Consider the following 19,897-nt stretch of genomic DNA (forward strand, 5'->3'; position numbering starts at 1 on the left):
GTCACAGGATGCCACGGCATAGCCCCGAAACCGCTTCAGAAGCAGCCTTAGTGGGCGTTACCCAGCGTAATAATCGACAGGATTGCGACAAGACCTTTCCTAAACGATCAGCAATCCTCTTATAGTTGTGCCTCGTTGCCACAGGAACCATCGCTTCCATTTACGCCCGGTTTGAGGCTTTGATTGATGACGGCGTCGCCCTCCCCCCTTCGCCCCGCCCTGCTCGCCCTGCTCGTCACGGCAGTGGCCACGGGCGCACTCTCGACGGCGGCGGTGGCCGCGGCCCCGTCGGCCGTCCAGTACCCCCTCGGCTGGTTCGCCGCGTTCGGGTCGCTGCTGCTGACGGTCGCCGCCTGCGCCGTGACCTGGCAGTCGCGCACCGCCCGCACCCTGCGCGCCAGGGTCACGTACCTCACCGGTGAAGTCTCCGCCCGCGACGGGTACATCGCCCGCCTCACGGCCGAGACCACCCGCGAGGCCGCCGACCGCACCGCCGAACGCGACCGCCTCACCACCGCCCACCGCGCCGAGGTCGACCACCTGACCACCGCCCACGCCGCCGAACTGGACCGGCTCACCGCCGCCCACACCGCGGAGACCGACGGCCTGCGCACCGCCCACACCACCGAGCTCGACACCCTCGCCTCCGCCCAGGCGGTCACCCGCGAGCGGCTCGGCGAGGAACTGCGGCGCGCCCGCTCCGGACGGGCCGCCGCCATGGCCGCCGCCGCCAACGCGGCCGGCCGGATGCAGGCCCTCGCCACCGGCATGCTGGCCGACCTGCGCGAGATGGAACACCGGCACGCCGACGAGGACGTCCTCACCGACCTCCTCCACCTCGACCACCGCACCGCCCAGGCCGGCCGCCTCGCCGACTCCATCGCCGTACTGACCGGGGCCCGTTCGGGCCGCCGCTGGGCGAAGCCGATCGTCATGGAGTCCATCCTGCGCGGCGCCATGGGCCGCATCGGCGGCTACCAGCGGGTCCGGCTGCACTCCACCAGCGAGGCCGCCGTCGCCGGGCACGCCGCCGAGGGCGTCATGCACGCCCTCGCCGAACTGCTCGACAACGCCGCGAACTTCTCGCCGCCTAACGCCGAGGTCCACGTGTACGTGGAAGAGGTGCCGTCCGGGATCGTCATCACCGTCGAGGACAGCGGCCTCGTCATGAGCGAGGTCCAGCTGCGCCGCGCCGAACAGGCCGTGACCGCCGAGTCGCTGGACCTGGCGGGGCTCTCCGGAACCCGCCTCGGACTCGCCGTCGTCGGCCGCCTCGCCCACAAGCACGGGCTGACGGTCTCCTTCCGGCCCTCCGCGCGCGGCGGCACCGGCGCGCTGATGATGCTCCCGCAGGAACTGATCAGCCGTACCCAGGCCGAGGCCACGCCCGTCCCGGACCTGCCGGCCGCCCTCACGCCCGCCGCACCGGCGCGGCGCGTGCCCGCCCCGCGCGCGGAGGCCGAGCCCGTCCACGGCACCCCCGACGGCTCCCACGACTCCGCGACCACCGGCGCGAACCCGGTGCTCGGCGAGAGCGGACTGCCCCAGCGCAGGCGCGGCCGCACCCTGGCCGCCGCCCACCCGGAGGGGCCCGACGCGGACGAGGCGGCCCCCACCCCGGCCGCCCCCGCCGGCGCCTCCCGGTCCGCCGCCCGCTTCGGCAGCTTCCGGCAGGCCGTGCGCTCCGCACCGGCCCGGCAGCAGCCCACGAACCCCCCGTACCCGGAAGGCAACACGAGATGACCGGCTCCACCACCGACGAGACGCTCAACTGGCTCCTGGAAGGACTCCTGGAGCGCACCCCCGGCGCCCGGCACGCCCTCGTGCTCTCGCGCGACGGCCTCAAGCTCTGCCGCACCCCCGAGCTCTCCGTCGACCAGGCCGACCAGCTCGCCGCGATCGCCGCCGGCATCCAGAGCCTCTCCCACGGCGCCTCCATCGAGTTCGGCGACGGCAGCGGCGGGGTCCGCTCCGCCATGGCCGAGTTCCACGGCGGGATCCTCTTCATCGTGGAGGCCGGCGAGGGCGCGCACCTCGCGCTCGTCGCCGACGAGGAGGCCGACGCCGGATTCGTCGGCCACAACATGTCCGAACTGGTGGAGCAGCTGAGCGAGCATCTGATCGCCAGGCCCCGGGGTTGAGCCGCGGCAGGCCGGGCCGGGACGACTCCCCGGACCGGCTCTACACCCTCACCGGCGGCCGCACCCGGTCCGGCGGAGACGCCTTCGACCTGGTGACCCTGATCGTCGCCGAGTGTGACCCGGTGCCAGGCATGCAGTCCGAGCACGCGGCGATCCTGCGGATGTGCCGCTACCCGACGGCCGTCGTGGAGGTCGCGGCCGAACTGGGCCTGCCCGTGTCGATCGTACGGATCCTCCTCGCCGACCTGCAGGACACCGGGCGCGTCAGCGCCCGCCACCCGCGGGCGACGACGTACCGCCTTCCCGACCCCGACATCCTGGAGCAGGTGCTCGTTGGACTCCGCAACCTCTGACCGGGACGAGACCCGGCAGACCCGTCAGGCCCTCAGCAGCACAGCCGACAACGGCCTGAAGATCGTGATCGTGGGCGGCTTCGGCGTCGGCAAGACCACCATGGTCCGCTCGGTCAGCGAGATCCGCCCGCTGAACACCGAGGAGACGATGACGAAGGCCGGGGAGGCCGTCGACGACACCCACGGCGTCGCCGCGAAGACCGCCACCACCGTCGCCTTCGACTTCGGCCGCATCACCCTCGACGCGCACAACGTGCTCTACCTGTTCGGCGCCCCCGGCCAGGAGCGCTTCTGGTTCCTGTGGGACCGGCTGTTCTCCGGCACCCTCGGCGCGGTCGTCCTCGTCGACACCCGGCGGCTCGCCGACTCCTGGTACGCCATCGACCGCCTCGAACACCACGGCACGCCCTTCGTCGTGGCCTGCAACGACTTCGGCGGCCCCGTCCACACCCCCGAACAGGTCCGGGGCGCCCTGGACCTGCCGCCCGAGGTGCCGCTGCTGTTCTGCGACGCACGCTCCCGCGAGTCCAGCAAGCAGGTGCTCATCTCCCTCCTCCAGCACCTCCAGCACCTCCAGGACCTCCACGGACTCCCGGGCGTCCCGCACCCGAGACCCCCCCAGCCGGCCGCCCCGCACCCCCTCCCGGAGCACACCCCGTGACCACCCCCGAGCCCCAGCCCGTCTACCTCGGCGGCCCGCGCTTCCAGAGCGACCCCGCCGAGCTGTACCGGGAGATGCGCCGCGACCACGGCGCCGTCGCCCCGGTCGTCCTCGACGGCGACGTCCCGGCCTGGCTGGTCCTCGGCTACCGCGAACTCCACCAGGTCACCGGCGACCCGCAGCTCTTCTCCCGGGACTCCGACCTGTGGAACCAGTGGGACCGCATCCCCGCCGACTGGCCCCTGCTCCCGATGATCGGCCGCAAGCAGCCGTCCATCCTCTACACCGTCGGCGAACGCCACCGCGAGCGCGCCGCCGTGATCTCCGAAGCCCTGGAATCCGTCGACCCCTTCGAACTGCGGGGCCACGCCGAACGCTTCGCCGACGAACTCGTCGACGAGCTCTGCGGCAAAGGCGCCTGCGACATCGTCGGCGAATACGCCATGCTGCTGCCCCTGCGCGTCCTCGCCCGCGTCTACGGCTTCTCCGACGAGCAGGGCCCCGGCCTCGTCACCGCCATGAACGACATGATCAACGGCCGTGAGGGCGCTCTGGAGGGCCAACGCCACCTCGGCGGGTCCATGTACGCCCTGCTCGCCGCCAAGGCCGCCGAGCCCGGTCCCGACGTCGCCTCCCGGATGCTCGCCAACACCGCCGGCTTCACCACGGACGAGGTCGCCCAGGACCTGATGGTGATGCTGGCCGCCGGCCACCAGCCCACCGCCGACTGGATCGGCAACTCCCTGCGCCTGATGCTCACCGACGACCGCTTCGCCGCCTCCCTGGCCGGCGGCCGCCACAGCGTCGGCGAGGCCATGAACGAAGTGCTCTGGGAGGACACCCCCACCCAGAACGTCGCCGGCCGCTGGACCACCCGCGACACCAAGCTGGGCGGACAGCACATCGGCAGCGGCGACCTGGTCCTGCTGGGCCTGGCCGCCGCCAACGGGGACCCGCACGTACGCACCGACACGGGCGCCCTCACCGGCGGGAACAACGCCTTCTTCTCCTTCGGCCACGGCGAACACCGCTGCCCCTTCCCCGCCCAGGAGGTCGCCGAGGTCATCGCCCGGACCGGCATCGAGGTCCTCCTCGACCGGCTCCCCGACGTCGACCTCGCCGTCCCGGCCGCCGAACTCACCCGGCGCCCCTCTCCCTGGCTGCGCGGGCTCAGCGCCCTCCCCGTGACCTACACCCCGACGCCCGCCCTTGGAGCCACCCGATGACCTGCCCGATCGACCACAGCGGCCCCGCCCCGATCACCCTCGACCCCTTCGTCACCGACCTCGACGCCGAGAGCGCCGCCCTGCGCGCCGCGGGCCCGCTGGTACGGGTCGTCCTGCCGGGCGGCGTGGGCGTCCACGCGGTCACCCACCACGCCGAGGCGCGCGCCCTCCTCACCGACCCCCGGGTCGTCAAGGACATCGAGGTCTGGGGCGCCTGGCAGCGCGGCGAGATCCCCCCGGACTGGCCGCTGATCGGCCTCGTCAACCCCGGCCGCTCCATGCTCACCGTCGACGGGGACGAGCACCGCCGCCTGCGCACCCTCGTCGCCCAGGCCCTCACCGTCCGCCGGGTCGAGAAGCTGCGCGCCGGCATCGAGGCGCTGACCACGGAGATGCTCGACGAGCTGGCCACCACCGGGGCCGGCGAGACCGTCGACCTGAAGGCCCGCTTCGCCTACCCGCTCCCGATGAACGTCATCAGCGAGCTGATGGGCGTCGACGCCGCCGAACACCCCCGCCTGAAGGCCCTCTTCGAGAAGTTCTTCTCCACCCAGACCCTCCCCGAGGAAGTCCCGCAGATGATGGCGGACCTCGGCGCCCTCTTCTCCCGGATCGTGGAGTCCAAGCGCGAGAACCCGGGCGACGACCTCACCAGCGCGCTGCTCGCCGCCTCCGAGGACGGCGACCGGCTCAGCACCGAGGAGATCACCAACACCCTCCAGCTGATGGTCGCCGCCGGACACGAGACCACCATCAGCCTCATCGTCAACGCCGTCGTCGCCCTGGAGACCCACCCCGAGCAGCGCGCCCTCGTCCTCGCGGGGGAGGTCCCCTGGGAGAACGTCGTCGAGGAGACCCTGCGCTGGTCCACCCCCACCTCGCACGTCCTCATCCGCTTCGCCACCGAGGACATCGAGATCGGCGACCGGATCCTCCCGAAGGGCGAGGGCCTCCTCGTCTCCTTCGGCGCCCTGGGCCGCGACGAGGCCCAGCACGGCGACACCGCGGGCGAGTTCGACATCACCCGCACCCCGAACCGGCACATCTCCTTCGGCCACGGCCCCCACGTCTGCCCCGGCGCCGCCCTCTCCCGCCTGGAGGCCCTCGTCGCCCTCCCGGCCCTCTACGCCCGCTTCCCCGACCTCGGCCTCGCCGTCGGACCCGGGGAACTGCGCAACAAGCCGATCCTCACCCAGAACGACCTGTACGACCTCCCCGTCCGGCTCACTACGACCACAGGGTGATCACGCCTCCTCCGCAGAGGGGAGCACCACTCCTCCCCGGAGGGGACGTCCCGCCGCGCCCGGCGGCCTAGGTTCGTCGTCATGCACCTCACACGCCGGACCGCGGCCGCCGCGGCCCTCTTAGCCCTCCTGCTCCCCGTCCCGACCGTCCTGGCCACCTCGGCGAGCGCCGCCCCCGCCACCGCCACGGACACCCGTACGGTCACCCCCGAACTCCCGCGGCCCACCGGCCGCTTCGCGGTCGGCCAGGAGGACCTCCACCTGGTCGACCGCAGCCGCACCGACCCCTGGGCGCACTCCGGGCCCCGCGAACTGATGGTCACCCTGCGCTATCCGGCGCGGGCGGGCACCGGCCGCGCCCCGGCGCCGTACATGAGCACCGAGGAAGCCCGTCTGCTCCTCGCCGACAAGGGCCTGGAGCAGGCCATCGACCCCGCGGCCTTCGCCGGCACCCGCGCCCACGCCCGCACCGGGGCCCGGCCCGTCGACGGCCGCTACCCGCTGGTCGTCCTGTCGCCCGGGTTCACCGTCCCGCGCGCCACCCTCAGCTCCCTCGCCGAGGACCTGGCCTCCCGGGGCTACGTGGTGGCCGCCGTCGACCACGCCTACGAGAGCTCCGCCACCGCCTTCCCCGGCGGCCGGATCCTGACCTGCCTGGCCTGCGAACAGACCGGCGGCGGCCCGGGCACCATCGAGGCCGTCACCGCCGTACGGGCCAAGGACACCGCCTTCCTGCTGGACCGGCTCACCGGCCGCCACCCGGCCTGGCGCCACTCCGGGCTGATCGACCGCGACCGCATCGCCATGGCGGGCCACTCCATCGGCGGCGCCTCCGCCCTCCCGGCGATGGCCGCCGACCGGCGGATCCGCGCGGGCATCGACATGGACGGCACCCTGCCCGAGCCCTACCCCGCCGACGGGATCGGCGGCCGCCCCTTCATGCTGATCGGCTCCGCCGCGAGCGTGCCGGGCTCCGGTGCGGACAACTGGGTCTCGCTGTGGCCGAAGTTCGACGGCTGGAAGCGCTGGATCACCCTCGACGGCACCGACCACTTCGGGGTCACCGACTTCCCCTCGATCCGCGACCAGCTCGGCCTGCCGCACCCCGAGGCGCCCCTGTCCGGGTCCCGCTCCATCGAGCTGACCCGGCGCTACGTCGCCGCCTTCTTCGACCAGCACCTCAAGGGACAGTCCCGGCCCGTCCTCGACGGCCCGTCCGCCGGAGCCCCCGAGGTCCGCTTCCACAACCCCTGAGCGGGTACGGGGACCCGTGCGGCCCGCGAAGGCCGCACGGGTCCCCGTAGGGCCACCCAGGGCCCCTACACCGGCACCGACACGAAGGTCCGGCCCGACTCGTTCTCCACCAGGACCTCCTTCACCTGCGCCGGGTCCACGGCCGCGGAGCCGTCCAGGGCCGCGCCCTTGCCCTCGCCGTGCTCGGCCGTGCCCACGACCCAGCCGCCCGCCGTGGTCCGCGTACCGTCCTTGGCGACCACCACCAGACGGCAGCGCTCACCCGCCGGCACCCCGGTCACCGCCGCGTGCACCCGCACCCACTTCGGGGCCGGTGTCACCTGCACGGTCATCCGCGCACCCGAACCCGCGTCCGTCGCGGAGGCCACCCGGGTCCCCGCGGGCGGCGGCGAAGCCGGCGCCGACACGGTCGGGGACGGCGGCAGGGGCAGCGCCCGCGCCTGGGCATCGTCCCCGCCGAGGCGGGCCCCGGCCCAGAACACGGCGGCGAGGGAGGCCGCCGCGGCCAGCCCCACCAGCGCGGTCCGCCGCCTGGCACCCGCCGCCCGCTCCCCGCGCACCTGCCGCAGGGTCCGCTGGAGCAGCAGATCGCCGCCCTGCGGAGGCCCGTCGAGGAACGCCTCCTCGGGCACCTCGCCCAGTACCTTCTCCATCTCCCGCAACGCGGCCACCTCCTCACGGCACCGCACACAGTCGCCGAGGTGCTCCTCGACGCGCCGTACGTCCTCCTCGTCCAGGACCCCGAGCACGTACGGGCCGAGCAGTTCCTCCTCGTGCCGCTCCCGGTTCACGCCACCACCTCCCGCAGTCCGCCGGGCTGCTGGGGCGGCCGGCCTGATCGTCTGTCTCCGACGGCATCGGCGCCGCCGTCCGTGAACACCTCGCGCAGTGCCTTGAGCGCGTAGTGCGAGCGCGATTTGACCGTGCCCGCCGGAATGCCGAGGCGGTCGGCGGCCTCGGCGACACTGCGCTGGCGGTAGTACAACTCCGTCAGCACGTCGCGATGTTCCGGCGAGAGCCGGTCGAGGGCCCCCAGGACCGTCATCGTGTCCACCACGGAGTCCGCGTGGTCACCCTCCACCGGGGGAGCGGCCGCCGAACCGGAGACCTCCGGCGGGCGGGCCGCCTTGGCCCGGTAGCGGTCCGTGATGATGTTGCGGGCCACCGTGAGCAGCCAGCCGCGCACCGAACCCTTCCCGTTGACCAGGACCTCCGCGTGACGCCAGGCCCGGATCAGAGTCTCCTGGACGACGTCCTCGGCGGCGGCCCGGTCACCGGTCAGCCGGGTGGCGTACGCGAGCAGGGCGTTGCCGTGCTCCTCGTAGACCGCCCTGATCAGTGCCTCGTCCGTCGTGCCCCGCCGTGCGCGGGGCCACAGTGGTCCGGCCATCTCACCCTCTCCGTCCGCCTCGTGTTGCGTGGTGCGGTCGGAACACGCCCTGGGCGCGCGGACGGTTCATGTGATGTGCGTCACTCCTGCATGTCACTCCTGTACGTCGCTCATGTGCGGCAGGCGCGGCCCTCGTTGATGCAGGCGACCAGGGCGGCCATCTGCTGGTCCGTCATCACGTCCACGAACATCGCGTGGTCGGTCCTCGGGCTGTGCCGCTGCTCGGGGAAGGAGTCGAGGGCGATCGGCACGCCCGGGGCGACCGCGTAGGACAGCGTCAGGCGCAGTTCGGGCACCGGGAAGGTGCCCTGCGGGCACACGCCGCGGGCGGAGGGGAACAGCAGGTGCGAGCGGTGGTCGGGGACCGCGGTGTCCAGGCCGTTCCAGCAGCTGGGGAACACCAGCGTCCGGGTGACCAGATCGCCCGCCGGGCAGCGCGGGTAGTCCGTCGTCGAACGGTCCGGCAGGCCGGAACAGCCCCAGCGGGCCCGTACGTCGGCCCCGGAGCCGGCCGTGTACGCGACGGCGTCGCCCGTCATCGCGCGCAGGAACCGCGGCATCGGCACCACCTTGCTGACCGGATTGCCCCGGAACTCCACGCCCACCGAGGCCTCCGGCAGGATCTCGCCCGCGTTGCCGTGCCCCGCCGAACCCTCGTGGGGGCGGGTGCCCGGCCGGTCGGGGCGGCGCAGCACCGGCCAGTAGTAGGTGGAGCGGTCGCCGCCGGCGCAGCTGGTGTCGGCCGCGGCCAGGGAGGCGTCACCGGACAGCGCGTCGGTGGACAGGTTGCCGACGTAGGCGTGCGTGTGGTGGGCGCCGGCCCGCAGTCCGGGGGAGACCACCAGGTTGTCCTCGTTCCAGTGGCCCTCCTCGTTGCGCCCGCAGTCCACGCTCACGGTGCCGGTGGAGCCCTCGGGCCCGGCCGGGAGCCGCCCGCCCGGCTCCGGTGCCACCGTGGTCAGGTCCACGAACTTCCCCGCCACGAAGCCGTGCCGGGGCCCGGCGGCCCGGGAGGCGCCCAGCACGGCGGCGGCCAGCCCGGTGCCCAGGACCAGGCAGACGAGCAGGGCCAGCAGTCGGTGTTCTTTCCCCATGGCGGCCACGCTTCCCGCTGCCCACCCGCGAGTCAACCGGGCATCCGCACGACGGGGGCGGGAGGGGCTTGTAGGTGTCGCACGGGCGGGCGGTGGAGCGCCCCCGCACGACGGAATCAATGGTTCCGGTTCTTTTCCGGGGGCGGCTGCGGGGCTACCGGACGCTCTCGCGCGAGGGCTCCTTCCACCCGCCCCGTCGCTCGGGAGATGCTGGAGACCGGGCCCAACCCGAGGTAACCCCCGCCGACTCCTCGCCCGGGGCGCCGCCTCCCCTCGCCCCTCACCCTGCCGCCAGGGGGAGGGACAAGGGTTTTCCCCGTATCGGGTTCATCCCCGCGTTGCCTACTGTCTGCCCACCGGCGATCTTCCGCGACCCGAACCGCCCCCGCGCCAACCCCACATGGTGTGAAGCGGCCCGCGGCCGCACTGCCCGCCGGTACCGCCGTTGTCCAGCCCCGCCGTCGCGGCCGGACAACGCGGCGCGCGGCGGCGGCCGGAGCGGGCCTGACCAGCCCGCCCCCGGTCCCGCAGCCGCCGGTACACCTCCCACACTGCACCGACCGGCCGCTCCGGCCCGCCCGGAACCGGCCTTTGATAGGGGAACACCGTGCACGCACCCAGACGCCGGCTCATATCCGTCGTGGCCATGTCCGTCACCCTGCTCGCCGGCTCCGCCACCGCCTCCGTGGCCGTGACCGCCGGGAACGACCCGGCCTCCACCCTCCCGGCCGCCGCGGCGCCCTCCGCCCCCGCCTCGGCGCCGGTCGAGAACCTCATCGTCGGCTACAAGTCCTCGGCTTCCGAGGCCAGTTCCAACACCGACGCCGCCGCCGACGCCACCGCGAAGGGCAAGAAGGCCGGCAAGAAGGCGAAGTTCGACCGCCGTCTCGGCACCGGCGCCGCCCTCGTCAACCTCGGCGGATCCGTCGCCCCGGCCGACGCGGCGAGCGTGATCGAGCAGTTCCGCGCCGACCCCGACGTCGCCTACGTGGAGCCCGACTCCCGCGCCTACGCGCTGGCCACCCCGGACGACACCGAGTACGCCAAGCAGTGGGACCTCTTCGAGCCCACCGCCGGTATGAACGTGCCCGCCGCCTGGAACAAGACCACCGGCTCGGGCGTCACCGTCGCCGTCATCGACACCGGCTACGTGGCCCACTCCGACGTCGCCCCCAACATCGTCGCCGGCTACGACTTCATCACCAGCTCCACCGCCGCCCGCGACGGCAACGGCCGCGACAACAACCCCGCCGACCAGGGCGACTGGAGCGCGGCCGGCGAGTGCGGCACCGGCTCCAAGGCCAGTGACTCCTCCTGGCACGGCACCCACGTCGCGGGCACCATCGCGGCCGCCGCCAACAACGCCAAGGGCGTCGCGGGCATCGCGTACAACGCCAAGATCCAGCCCGTCCGCGTGCTCGGCAAGTGCGGCGGCGCCACCTCGGACATCGTCGACGCGATCACCTGGGCCTCCGGCGGTTCCGTCCCCGGCATCCCGGCGAACGCGACCCCCGCCAAGGTCATCAACATGAGCCTCGGCGGCTCCGGCGCCTGCACCACCAGCTACCAGAACGCCATCAACGCCGCCGTCGGCCGCGGCACCACCGTCGTGGTCGCCGCCGGCAACAGCAACTCGGACGCGGCCGGCTTCACGCCCGCCAGCTGCAACAACGTCATCAACGTCGCCGCCAGCAACCGCACCGGCGACCGCTCCTTCTACTCCAACTTCGGCGCCATCATCGACGTCGCGGCCCCGGGCGGCGAGACCCGCCGCGCGACCGACACGCCCGGCACCGTCACCACCCCCGAGAACGGCATCCTCTCCACGCTGAACGGTGGCACCACCACCCCCGGCGCCGAGATCTACAAGCCGTACCAGGGCACCAGCATGGCCGCCCCGCACGTCGCGGGCCTCGCCGCGCTCCTCGTCGCCGCCAAGCCCTCGCTGACCCCGGCGCAGGTCGAGTCGGCGATCAAGACCAACGCCCGCCCGCTGGCCGGCACCTGCACCGGTGGCTGCGGCTCCGGTCTCGCCGACGCGGCCGCGACCGTGGCCGCCGTGACCTCCACGCCCACCACCCCGGCCTTCGAGAACACCGCGGACTTCGCCATCGGCGACAACGCCACGGTGGAGAGCCCGATCACCGTCACCGGTGTGACCGGCAACGCCCCGGCCGCCCTGAAGGTCGGCGTGAACATCGCCCACACCTACATCGGTGACCTCAAGGTCGACCTGGTCGCCCCCGACGGCACCGTCTACACCCTGCACAACCGGGCCGGCGGCAGCACCGACAACATCAACCAGACCTACACGGTCGACGCCTCCTCCGAGGTGGCGAACGGCACCTGGAAGCTGCGCGTGAACGACAACGCGGGCGGCGACACCGGCAAGATCGACTCCTGGAGCCTCGGCTTCTGATCCACCCCGGCCCCCTCCCGACGGATGCCCCCAACTCCGTTCTGACGGGCCGATAGTACGGACCAATACAGCTCACGGACCTGCCGGTACCTCCCGTACCGGCAGGTCCGTCGCGTTCCCCCGCCGGCATTTCTGTCGCCCGACTGATTTCTGCGTCACAATCCGGGTCCGTCAGGCGGCTGACCTCGTATTGTCGCGTCTCACAGGAAAGGCACAGAACTGGGGAGCGAAAGGCTGGTGGCTGTGCGTGGCGGCGACGGGGCACGCTGACACCAATGTCGGACACGGCGAACTCATCGAGGCCGTCGACCGGGCGCTGATCACGCACGGCCGGGCCGTCCTCACCGGACCCGCCGGCTCGGGCAAGAGCGAGATCGCCCGCGCCGTGGCGGCGGCCGCCCACGCCCGCCGCGAAACCGTCCTGCGGCTCGCCCCCGAAGCCGCCGACCGGTCGATACCCGAGGCCTCGGCCGCCGCCCTCCTCGCCTCCGTCCCCTGCGCCGCCCTCGACCGCCTCGCCGGACCCCAGCGCGCCGCCATCGCCCTGCTCCGCCGCGAGACCGACGCCCCCGGCGCCGGCCGCGACCACGTCGCGCTGCGCCTCGCCGTCGTCGAGGTCCTGCGCACCCTCGCCGCCACCCGTCCCGTCCTGCTCGTCCTCGACAACGCCCAGTGGCTCGACGCCGAGAGCATCGACCTGCTCCGCTTCGCCCTGCGCCTGACCCCGCCCCGCGTACGGGTCCTCGTCGCCGAATGCGTCCAGGGCGGCGCCCCCGTCGCCGAACCCCTGTGCGGCCCCGGCACCCCCACCGTCCGCGTGCCCCCGCTCGGCGCCGACGAGGTCGCCGAACTGCTGCTGCGTCACGGACTGCCCGCCCGCCTCGCCGGACGCATCCACCAGGCCAGCGGCGGCAACCCGCGCCTGGCCCTCGCCCTCGGCCACTCCCTCGCCGAGGCCGCCGGAGCGGCGGGATCGGCCGGAGCGGCCGGCGCCGCCGGGGCGGGTGGCGCGGGCGGGGCGGGTGGCGCGGGTGGTGCCCACCACGCCGACACCCTGCCCGTCTCCGGCCAGGCCCGCGAGGTCGCCCGCCGCCTCCTCGCCGCCGCCCCCGAACAGGCCCGCCGCACCCTGCTCCTCGCCGCGCTCGCCGCCCGCCCCACCACCGCCCTGCTGCGCCGTGCCGGCCGGCCCGACGCGGAAGCCGAACTCGCCCAGGCCGAACGGGCCGCGCTGGTCACCGTGGGCGAGGACGGCGCCGTCACCTTCACCGCCGGAGCCCTCCCCACCGCCCTCGCCGCCGATGCCGGCTGGCCCGAACGCGCCGCCGGGCACGCCGCGCTAGCCGCCGCCGTCGACGACCCCGTCCAGGCCGTACGCCACCGCGCGCTGGCCGTGGACACCCCCGACGCGTGCCTCGCCGCCGAGATCAGCGAGGCGGCTGCCGCCTGCCGCCGCCGGGGCCGGCGCGACCTCGCCGCCGAACTCGGACTCCTCGCCGCCGAACGCACCCCCGCCCGCGCACCCGAGGAGGAACTCGCCCGGCTCGTCGCCGCCGCCGAGGACGCCGGCTGGGCCGGCCGCGCCGACCTCGCCCGCCGCGCCACCCGCGCCGTCCTCGCCCGAGAGGCCTCGCCCGCCCAGCGCGTACGGGCCCGCCTCGCCGTGATCGACGCCGCCGGACAGGCCCTCGCCCACCTCGACGAAACCTTCGCCTTCGCCGTCGCCGACGCCGCCGGGGACCCCTCCCTGAAGGCCGCCGTCCAGCTGCGCATCGCCTGGAAGCACAACCTCAGCGACGGCGACCCCGTCCGCTCCCGCGACGCCGCCGCCGAGGCCGGAGCCCTCGCCAAGGCCGGGGGAGACCGGGCCGCCGAAGCCATGGCCCTGACCGTGCGCGCCCGGATGGGCCGCATCCTCGGCGACGGGGACGCCGAGGACATCCTCGCCGAGGCCCTCGCCCTGCCCGCTCCCGAGGTCCCCCTCGGCATGCGCAACGCCCCCCAGTACCTCGCCGTCCGCCACGCTCTCTTCGACGACCGGCTCGCCGACGCCCGCCGCCAGCTCCTCGTCCTGCTCCCCGCCGTACAGCGCACCGGCTCCGCCGAGGACGTCTTCGAGGTGCTGCGCAGCCTCACCGAGGTCGAACTGCGGCGCGGACACTGCGCCGTCGGCGCCGCCCACGCCCGCCGGGCTCTGGAACTGACCATCGAGGCGGGCCTGTCACCCGGCCCCGCCTGGTACCTCGCCGCCACCGCCGAGGCCGCGGGCGGCAGCTTCGCCCGCGCCGCCGGATACGCCCGCCGGGGCATCCGGGCCTCCGAGGAGGAACAGGACCAGGTCTTCCTCTCCCGCGGGCTGTACGCCCTCGGCACCGTCGAACTCGCCACCGGCGACGCCGCGAAGGCCACGGCCACGCTGCGCCGCGTCGCCGCGCTCGAAGAGGCCCAACAGGTGGTGGACCCCTCGATCCTGCGCTGGCACGGCGAGCTCGCCGAGGCCCTCGTCGCCGCCGACGCCCCCGGCGAGGCCGTCCTCCTCCTCGACCGGGTCACCCCCGTGGCCCGCTCCCTCGGACGGACCACCGTGGTGGCCGCCCTGGACCGGGCCCGGGGCCTGGCCCTGTCGGCGCGGGGCGAAGCGGAGGAGGCCGTCGCCCTGCTGGAAGCCACCGCGCAGAAGTTCGCGCTGCTCGGGCTGCCCCTGGAGCACGGCCGCACCCTGCTGGCCCTGGCCCGCGTGGAACGCCGGCGGCGGCGCCGCGCACCGGCCCGGGCCGCGCTGCGCACCGCGGCCGATGTCTTCGAGCGGGCCGGGGCGAAGCCCTGGCTGGACCTGGCGCGGGAGGCCGCACCCGAGACCGCCGCCGCCCCGCACCCCGGGGCCGCGGCCCTCACCGAGGCCGAGGCCCGCCTCGCCCGGCTCGTCGGCGACGGCGCCAGCAACCAGGAGGCGGCCGCGAAGCTCTTCGTCAGCGTGAAGACGGTCGAGGCCCGGCTCACCCGCATCTACCAGAAGCTGGACGTCCGCTCCCGGGCCCAGCTCGCCACCGCCCTGCGCGGTCACTGAAACGAACCGGTCACCATGGGTGACCGGTTCCTCTCTGTTTGACATGCAGGCATTTGCCTGCATGATGGAGGGGTGAGCAGTGAGAGTGAGAGCAGTGACATGGACAAGGTCTTCAAGGCCCTGGCCGACCCGACCCGCAGGCACCTCCTCGACCAGCTGCACCGCAGCAACGGCCAGACCCTGGGAGAACTCTGCGAAGGCGTACGGATGTCCCGGCAGTCGGCGACCCAGCACCTGGGCCTGCTGGAGGCCGCGAACCTCATCAGCACCGTCAGGCGGGGCCGCGAAAAACTCCACTACCTCAACCCCGTACCGCTCCACGAGATCCAGGAGCGGTGGATCGACAAGTTCGAGCGCCCCCGACTGCGAGCGCTGAGCGCACTGAAACGGAAGGCCGAGACCGTCATGAGCGACAAGCCCGAGTTCGTCTACACCACCTACATCGAGGCCACCCCGGAAGCGGTCTGGCAGGCCCTCACCGACGAGGAGGCCACCACCGCCTACTGGGGGCACGCCAACGTCTCCGACTGGCAGGCCGGATCCTCCTGGGAGCACCGCCGCACGGACGGCTCCGGCACGGCCGACGTCGTCGGCACCGTACTGGAGGCCATCCCGCCGCGCCGCCTGGTGATGACCTGGGCCGAGCCGGGCGAGGCCGCCCGGCCCGAGGGCCCCTCGCAGGTCACCTTCGACCTCGTGCCGTACGGCGGCAGCGTCCGGCTGACGGTGACCCACGAGAACCTGCGCGACGAGATTGCGCTGCGCCAGATCACCGGCGGCTGGTCGATCGTCCTGTCGAACCTCAAGACGTACGTCGAGAGCGGCAAGCCCATGGCCGTGGACCTGGGGGCGGGCCACAGGAAGTGACCCGCCGGGCGGTCAGCAGCTCAGGTTGTTCCCCGGGGTGACCCCCAGGAGCTGGGTGAAGCTCTGGTACTTGCTCACCCGGCTCTGGACCTGGGCGGGGTTGCCGCCGTTGCACTCCAGGGATCCGTTGATGGAGCGGATCGTCTCGCCGAAGCCCGCGCCGTTGACCATGGCGGCGTGGGCGGTCATCGTGCCCGGACCGTTCTGGGTGTTCCAGTACCAGAGCGCCGTCTTCATCGCGACGGCCGGGTCCTGCTCGACGAGGTACGGGTTGGCCAGCAGGTTGATGCCGAGCGCGTCGCCGGCCGCCTTGTAGTTGAAGTTCCAGCTCAGCTGGATGGGGCCGCGGCCGTAGTAGGCGGCCTGTCCGGCGGGACAGCCGTAGGGCTGGGTGGCGTCGCAGTAGTGCGGGTAGTTCGCCGTGTTCTGCTCGACGATGTGCACGAGCCCGCCCGTCTCGTGCGAGACGTTCGCGAGGAAGGCGGCCGCCTCGCGCCGCTTGACGGTGTCGTCACCGGTGTTGGCGAAGCCGGGGTAGGCGGACAGGGCCGCGACCAGGCCGTTGTAGGTGTAGAAGGGGTTCCGGTTCGGGAACATCTGGTTGAACTGGGCCTCGCTGACCACGAAGCCGGAGGGGTTGCCGGTGCCCGGGTCCGGGTCCGTACCCCCGCCGGCGCCGCAGGTGCCCTGGTCCGACCACACGCCCCACTGGCCGGTGGTGCCGGGCGTCTCGCCCTGGGTCCACCACTTCGCCTGCCAGTTGTGGCCGTTGTACGAGGCGCTCGTACCGCCCGTGTAGACGGCGGAGGAGGTCCAGGCCGAGGCGCAGGCGGGGGCCGCGGAGGCGGGGGAGGAGGGCAGGGCCACGGCGAGGCCGAGGGTCACGGCGGCGGTCGCGGCGAGGGAGAGCGCGCGGCGGCGTAGCGTGCGTATCACGTAACTGCTCCTGGTGTGGGGGGATTTGTCGCGGGGTGTGGGGAGCGACGGCTTCCGCCCACTGAACCGAAAATGGTCTGGACCTGTCAAGGTCTAGACCAAAGGTTCCTGTGTGAGTCTTCCATGAGCCCCTGCGGGCTTCCGGTGAAACGCTGGACCGGCGTGACGGCCTGAGCCGTCACGCCGGTCCGGTCTCCGGCTGGATCAGCTGCCGGCCGAGAGGTTGCCCGACAGCACCGGGATGTTGTCCACGATGTGGGAGAGGGACTCGTCACCCTTGGCCTGGGTGGAGTTCTCGGCGCACTGCTGGTTCTGCGGGTTGGACAGGACGTTGATGTCCTGGACACCGATGTTGAGCGCGGCCAGGACCGACTGGAGGTTGACCTTCGCCGGCAGGCCGACGCAGAGCTTGTTCAGCGAGCCCTGGACCGCGCTGAGCTGCGGGCTCTGGTCGCCCTTGGTCTCCTGGTTGCCGTAGAGCTGCGCCGCGTTGTTGCCATTGACCGTGTTGACGCCGTTGTCGTTGCCGATCGCCAGCGCCGGGGAGGCCATGACCGCACCCGTGCCGAGTACGGATGCGGTGACCGCGGCGGTGGCCATGAACTTCTTGAGCATCGTGAAGATCCTTCTGTCGCATGAGCTGTCCCCGGCGGGACGTCCTGATCAACTGCCCCCGGCGCCAAGGGTTATCGCCGATCACCCATGCGGCCCAACAGCTCCGTCGGATCAGCCGGTCTTGCGGCGTACCTTCTTGTTCTTGCCGCCGGCCCCGCTGCTGGAGCCCTGCACCTTCGCCCGGCTCTGGTGGGACTGCTGGGACTGGGCGTTCGCGGCGTTGCGCTCGAGCGCCTCGCGGAACTTGCGCTTGGCGGCGTCCGCCGGGGACTCGTCCTGCGGGGCGCCGTCCTGCGCGGCGTCCTGGGGGGTGCCGTCCTGCGGGGTGTCCGTGTCAGCCATCTGTGTGCCTCCTGGGGCGGTGTACTGGAGTGATCAGGTTGCCCCAGTCTGTCAGCCGTACGGCGTGCGGGCCACGGGGTTCGCCGTCAGGCGGGCCGGACGGGGGCCTCGGCGCCGCCCCCGGCCCGGATCGCGGCCAGTGCCGCGGCGTGCAGGGCGTACGCGTCCCCGTGCGCCACCGGGCTGCCGGACAGGGTGTACCACTCGTCCGCGTCCGTGTACTGGACCTCGAAACGGACCTTGCCGTCCGGCCCTCCGGTCGTACGCAGCGTCAGCGGTCCCGTGATCACGCCGACCTCGTCCGTCATGGCCCCGCCGGGCCCGGCGAGGACCTCGTCCCGCCACTCGTGGGACGCGGTCACGAGGCGGCGCAGGTGTCGAGCATGGTGGTGAGCGTGGCCCTCTCGGCCTCGGTGACGGTCAGCCCGTACTGGGACTTCACGGTGGTCCAGGCACGCCCGTACTGGCACCAGCTCGACCGGTCCGTCGGCTGCCACAGATCAGGACTCTGATCACCCTTCGAGCGGTTGGACCCCGCCGAGACGGCCAACAGCTGCGGCCTGACCAGGTCGTTCGCGAACGCCTTGCGCTTCGCGGCGTCCCACCCCGAGGCACCCGAACGCCAGGCCTCGGCGAGCGGCACCATGTGGTCGATGTCCAGCTTGCCCGCCTCGGTGATCTCCGACCCGTCGTACAGGCTCTTCCAGCGGCCCGTCACGGCACGGCACTCGGAATCCCGGGTGACGTCCGCGCCGTCGCGCTCGAGGACCACCTCGCGGGTGTCGCACTTATTGCCCTGCTCGGCCCAGTGCGTGAACTTGTCCCGGCTGTACCCGGCCATCGTGCCGGGCTTGCCGACCGGCAGCGCGGCCAGCTGCGTCCTGGCCACCGCCACCCCGACCATCCCCGGCAGCACATCGCCCGAAGCCGGCTTCCCGCCACCGCCGGGCGCCGGCGCCGGCACCGTCGCCGACGCGCCGCCACCGGGCGCGGCCGGGGAACCCGGACTGCTGCTCGCCGCCGGCTTCGTACCGGTCTTGGCATCGCCGCCGGAGGACTGCTGGCCCCCGCAGCCGCTCACCCCGAGCAGCAGCGCCACGGCCACCACCCCGCCGCGCACACCTGACTGACGACCCATGGCCCCACCCCGAGGAGACTTCGGACACTGTTCCCGGAACACTACCCATAACCGGACAACCAACCCCGCACCGGGCCCTCATGTCCTGACCGGCTGCCGACCCGGCGGCCGCCGGGGACCGGGCGGCAGACGCAGCAAGTCGGCCAGCGGCGCGCCCTGTTCGGCCCACCTGCGCAGCAGCTCCCGGTCGATCCAGCGGACCCCGTGCCGGTCGCCCCACGCCTTCGCGTCCCGCGTGAAACCGCCGTTGGTGACGACCACGGCGTGGTCGGCCCGGTGCACCGGGCCCGCGGTGCCCTTCACCTCGTACATCACCGACGAACCCACCGCCGCCCCGACGCGGGTGTGCTTGGCCTGGACGACGATCCGGCCGCGCCGCGCGTCGTCGCCGATCACGTCGGCGGCCTGGTCCCCGGCCCGGCCCACCTTGCGGGCCGGCCAGCCGTCCCGGATCAGCAGGTCCCGCAGCGCGTACTCGAACTCCTCGGCGCCCATGGCGTCGAACTCGGCCAGGGTGATCCGCAGGGTGGCCGGCCGCGCCGACGCGGGCCGGCGGGCCGCCGCCGAGTTCACCGCGCGCCACCCGGCCCCCGCCCCCGCCGCCAGGGCCGCCGCCAGCGCCACCGGCCAGTGCGGCGCGACCGCCCGCCAGGTGGCGGCCGCCGCCTGGACGACCAGCACCGCCGCCGCGAGCGCCACCACCGCGGCGGCCACCCGCTCGCCCGGGTCCCGGGGACGGCGCGGCAGGGGCAGCCCGCGCGCACGCCGGGGCATCAGCGGCCGGCCGGGACGGGCGCGGTCGCCTGCGGCGGCGCGGGGGGCGGGGGCCCGGCCTCCTCGGCCACCCCGAACACCTGCGTCCACAGCCAGACCCCGGCGATCAGCGCGGCGACGGTCCAGCCGCTGAGCCGCTTCACCGACCGCCGCGGCGCCGGACGACGGCGCCAGTGCGCCCGTACCCGGGTGTAACCCTCCCGTGCCATCGGGCCCCCTCCCCAGGACGGCCACCCCGTGCGGCCCCCTTCTCCACGAGTGTGGGCAGGACGGGGACGGAACATGGGCAATCGTGCCCGAAGCCCCTTCTGGGGGTCGCGAACCGGCCACGCCCGGGGCGGGGGCGAGGCGGCGGGCGCCACCCGACACCGCGCGG

At 73.7% G+C, this 19,897-nt stretch carries 20 protein-coding genes; 10 read left to right on the forward strand and 10 right to left on the reverse strand.

Annotation, left to right across the window (positions count from 1 at the left end; genetic code table 11):
- Positions 1-186: 186 nt before the first annotated feature.
- The 7 genes from OOK31_RS15030 (at position 187) to OOK31_RS15060 (ending at position 6,879) form a co-directional block, all read left to right on the forward strand.
- Positions 187-1,743 (forward strand): sensor histidine kinase KdpD, encoded by a 1,557-nt coding sequence (locus OOK31_RS15030; protein WP_267013015.1) that lies wholly within the window; start codon positions 187-189, stop codon positions 1,741-1,743.
- Entirely contained in the window at positions 1,740-2,141 is a 402-nt protein-coding gene (locus tag OOK31_RS15035; RefSeq protein WP_267013016.1) for a roadblock/LC7 domain-containing protein, read from the forward strand. The genes OOK31_RS15030 and OOK31_RS15035 overlap by 4 nt, the downstream gene beginning before the upstream one ends.
- Entirely contained in the window at positions 2,138-2,494 is a 357-nt protein-coding gene (locus tag OOK31_RS15040) for a DUF742 domain-containing protein (protein WP_267013017.1), read from the forward strand. Before OOK31_RS15035 ends, OOK31_RS15040 begins: the two co-directional genes overlap by 4 nt.
- Entirely contained in the window at positions 2,475-3,155 is a 681-nt protein-coding gene (locus OOK31_RS15045; RefSeq protein ID WP_267013018.1) for an ATP/GTP-binding protein, read from the forward strand. The genes OOK31_RS15040 and OOK31_RS15045 overlap by 20 nt, the downstream gene beginning before the upstream one ends.
- Positions 3,152-4,381, forward strand: a complete 1,230-nt coding sequence (locus OOK31_RS15050) for a cytochrome P450 (RefSeq protein ID WP_267013019.1) — start codon at positions 3,152-3,154, stop codon at positions 4,379-4,381. The genes OOK31_RS15045 and OOK31_RS15050 overlap by 4 nt, the downstream gene beginning before the upstream one ends.
- Positions 4,378-5,625 carry a cytochrome P450 gene (locus OOK31_RS15055; RefSeq protein WP_267013020.1) on the forward strand — a complete coding sequence of 416 codons (1,248 nt, stop codon included), beginning with the start codon at positions 4,378-4,380 and terminating at the stop codon, positions 5,623-5,625. Before OOK31_RS15050 ends, OOK31_RS15055 begins: the two co-directional genes overlap by 4 nt.
- An 81-nt stretch (positions 5,626-5,706) precedes the next feature.
- The gene (locus tag OOK31_RS15060; protein ID WP_267013021.1) at positions 5,707-6,879 is read left to right on the forward strand and encodes an alpha/beta hydrolase; all 1,173 of its coding nucleotides are present in this window, start codon (positions 5,707-5,709) and stop codon (positions 6,877-6,879) included.
- A 65-nt stretch (positions 6,880-6,944) separates the two neighbouring features.
- On the opposite strand, the gene OOK31_RS15065 is transcribed toward OOK31_RS15060, so the two are convergent.
- From OOK31_RS15065 to OOK31_RS15075, 3 genes are all read right to left on the reverse strand, one after another.
- On the reverse strand, positions 6,945-7,670 hold the full coding sequence (locus OOK31_RS15065) for a zf-HC2 domain-containing protein (RefSeq protein ID WP_267013022.1): 726 nt from the start codon (positions 7,668-7,670) through the stop codon (positions 6,945-6,947).
- Positions 7,667-8,269, reverse strand: a complete 603-nt coding sequence (locus tag OOK31_RS15070; RefSeq protein ID WP_267013023.1) for a sigma-70 family RNA polymerase sigma factor — start codon at positions 8,267-8,269, stop codon at positions 7,667-7,669. The genes OOK31_RS15065 and OOK31_RS15070 overlap by 4 nt, the downstream gene beginning before the upstream one ends.
- A gap of 110 nt (positions 8,270-8,379) precedes the next feature.
- Positions 8,380-9,363 (reverse strand): DUF1996 domain-containing protein, encoded by a 984-nt coding sequence (locus OOK31_RS15075; protein WP_267013024.1) that lies wholly within the window; start codon positions 9,361-9,363, stop codon positions 8,380-8,382.
- A gap of 646 nt (positions 9,364-10,009) precedes the next feature.
- Between OOK31_RS15075 and OOK31_RS15080 the strand changes: the two genes are divergently transcribed.
- The 3 genes from OOK31_RS15080 (at position 10,010) to OOK31_RS15095 (ending at position 15,716) form a co-directional block, all read left to right on the forward strand.
- A complete protein-coding gene (locus OOK31_RS15080) occupies positions 10,010-11,782 on the forward strand; it encodes a S8 family serine peptidase (protein ID WP_267088289.1) in 1,773 nt (590 codons plus the stop codon).
- A gap of 247 nt (positions 11,783-12,029) precedes the next feature.
- Positions 12,030-14,849 (forward strand): LuxR family transcriptional regulator, encoded by a 2,820-nt coding sequence (locus OOK31_RS39385; protein WP_323188216.1) that lies wholly within the window; start codon positions 12,030-12,032, stop codon positions 14,847-14,849.
- A 99-nt stretch (positions 14,850-14,948) separates the two neighbouring features.
- Entirely contained in the window at positions 14,949-15,716 is a 768-nt protein-coding gene (locus tag OOK31_RS15095) for a metalloregulator ArsR/SmtB family transcription factor (RefSeq protein WP_267088291.1), read from the forward strand.
- Positions 15,717-15,728: 12 nt separating this feature from the next.
- On the opposite strand, the gene OOK31_RS15100 is transcribed toward OOK31_RS15095, so the two are convergent.
- The 7 genes from OOK31_RS15100 to OOK31_RS15130 all read right to left on the reverse strand — a co-directional run bounded on the left by OOK31_RS15100 (position 15,729) and on the right by OOK31_RS15130 (position 19,730).
- Entirely contained in the window at positions 15,729-16,601 is an 873-nt protein-coding gene (locus OOK31_RS15100) for a glycoside hydrolase family 19 protein (protein WP_323188226.1), read from the reverse strand.
- Positions 16,602-16,856: 255 nt separating this feature from the next.
- Entirely contained in the window at positions 16,857-17,267 is a 411-nt protein-coding gene (locus OOK31_RS15105; RefSeq protein WP_267013026.1) for a rodlin, read from the reverse strand.
- Between the two features lie 111 nt (positions 17,268-17,378).
- A complete protein-coding gene (locus tag OOK31_RS15110) occupies positions 17,379-17,609 on the reverse strand; it encodes a DUF5302 domain-containing protein (RefSeq protein ID WP_267013027.1) in 231 nt (76 codons plus the stop codon).
- An 86-nt stretch (positions 17,610-17,695) separates the two neighbouring features.
- Positions 17,696-17,917 (reverse strand): hypothetical protein, encoded by a 222-nt coding sequence (locus tag OOK31_RS15115; protein WP_267088292.1) that lies wholly within the window; start codon positions 17,915-17,917, stop codon positions 17,696-17,698.
- Between the two features lie 50 nt (positions 17,918-17,967).
- Positions 17,968-18,747 carry an HNH endonuclease family protein gene (locus OOK31_RS15120; protein WP_267013028.1) on the reverse strand — a complete coding sequence of 260 codons (780 nt, stop codon included), beginning with the start codon at positions 18,745-18,747 and terminating at the stop codon, positions 17,968-17,970.
- A 78-nt stretch (positions 18,748-18,825) separates the two neighbouring features.
- Positions 18,826-19,521 carry a restriction endonuclease gene (locus OOK31_RS15125; protein WP_267013029.1) on the reverse strand — a complete coding sequence of 232 codons (696 nt, stop codon included), beginning with the start codon at positions 19,519-19,521 and terminating at the stop codon, positions 18,826-18,828.
- The gene (locus tag OOK31_RS15130; RefSeq protein WP_267013030.1) at positions 19,521-19,730 is read right to left on the reverse strand and encodes a hypothetical protein; all 210 of its coding nucleotides are present in this window, start codon (positions 19,728-19,730) and stop codon (positions 19,521-19,523) included. Before OOK31_RS15130 ends, OOK31_RS15125 begins: the two co-directional genes overlap by 1 nt.
- Positions 19,731-19,897 lie beyond the last annotated feature (167 nt).

This window comes from Streptomyces sp. NBC_00249, from assembly GCF_026342355.1.
GTDB lineage: Bacteria > Actinomycetota > Actinomycetes > Streptomycetales > Streptomycetaceae > Streptomyces.

Bases quoted from the DNA above. Each gene is read 5' to 3' on its own strand.
- OOK31_RS15130 (WP_267013030.1), bottom strand. From the start codon at position 19,730: ATGGCACGGGAGGGTTACACCCGGGTACGGGCGCACTGGCGCCGTCGT.
- OOK31_RS15030 (WP_267013015.1), top strand. From the start codon at position 187: ATGACGGCGTCGCCCTCCCCCCTTCGCCCCGCCCTGCTCGCCCTGCTC.
- OOK31_RS15095 (WP_267088291.1), top strand. From the start codon at position 14,949: ATGGACAAGGTCTTCAAGGCCCTGGCCGACCCGACCCGCAGGCACCTC.
- OOK31_RS15070 (WP_267013023.1), bottom strand. From the start codon at position 8,269: ATGGCCGGACCACTGTGGCCCCGCGCACGGCGGGGCACGACGGACGAG.
- OOK31_RS15115 (WP_267088292.1), bottom strand. From the start codon at position 17,917: ATGACGGACGAGGTCGGCGTGATCACGGGACCGCTGACGCTGCGTACG.
- OOK31_RS15080 (WP_267088289.1), top strand. From the start codon at position 10,010: ATGTCCGTCACCCTGCTCGCCGGCTCCGCCACCGCCTCCGTGGCCGTG.
- OOK31_RS15110 (WP_267013027.1), bottom strand. From the start codon at position 17,609: ATGGCTGACACGGACACCCCGCAGGACGGCACCCCCCAGGACGCCGCG.
- OOK31_RS15035 (WP_267013016.1), top strand. From the start codon at position 1,740: ATGACCGGCTCCACCACCGACGAGACGCTCAACTGGCTCCTGGAAGGA.
- OOK31_RS15055 (WP_267013020.1), top strand. From the start codon at position 4,378: ATGACCTGCCCGATCGACCACAGCGGCCCCGCCCCGATCACCCTCGAC.
- OOK31_RS15125 (WP_267013029.1), bottom strand. From the start codon at position 19,521: ATGCCCCGGCGTGCGCGCGGGCTGCCCCTGCCGCGCCGTCCCCGGGAC.
- OOK31_RS15105 (WP_267013026.1), bottom strand. From the start codon at position 17,267: ATGCTCAAGAAGTTCATGGCCACCGCCGCGGTCACCGCATCCGTACTC.
- OOK31_RS15075 (WP_267013024.1), bottom strand. From the start codon at position 9,363: ATGGGGAAAGAACACCGACTGCTGGCCCTGCTCGTCTGCCTGGTCCTG.
- OOK31_RS15120 (WP_267013028.1), bottom strand. From the start codon at position 18,747: ATGGGTCGTCAGTCAGGTGTGCGCGGCGGGGTGGTGGCCGTGGCGCTG.
- OOK31_RS15060 (WP_267013021.1), top strand. From the start codon at position 5,707: ATGCACCTCACACGCCGGACCGCGGCCGCCGCGGCCCTCTTAGCCCTC.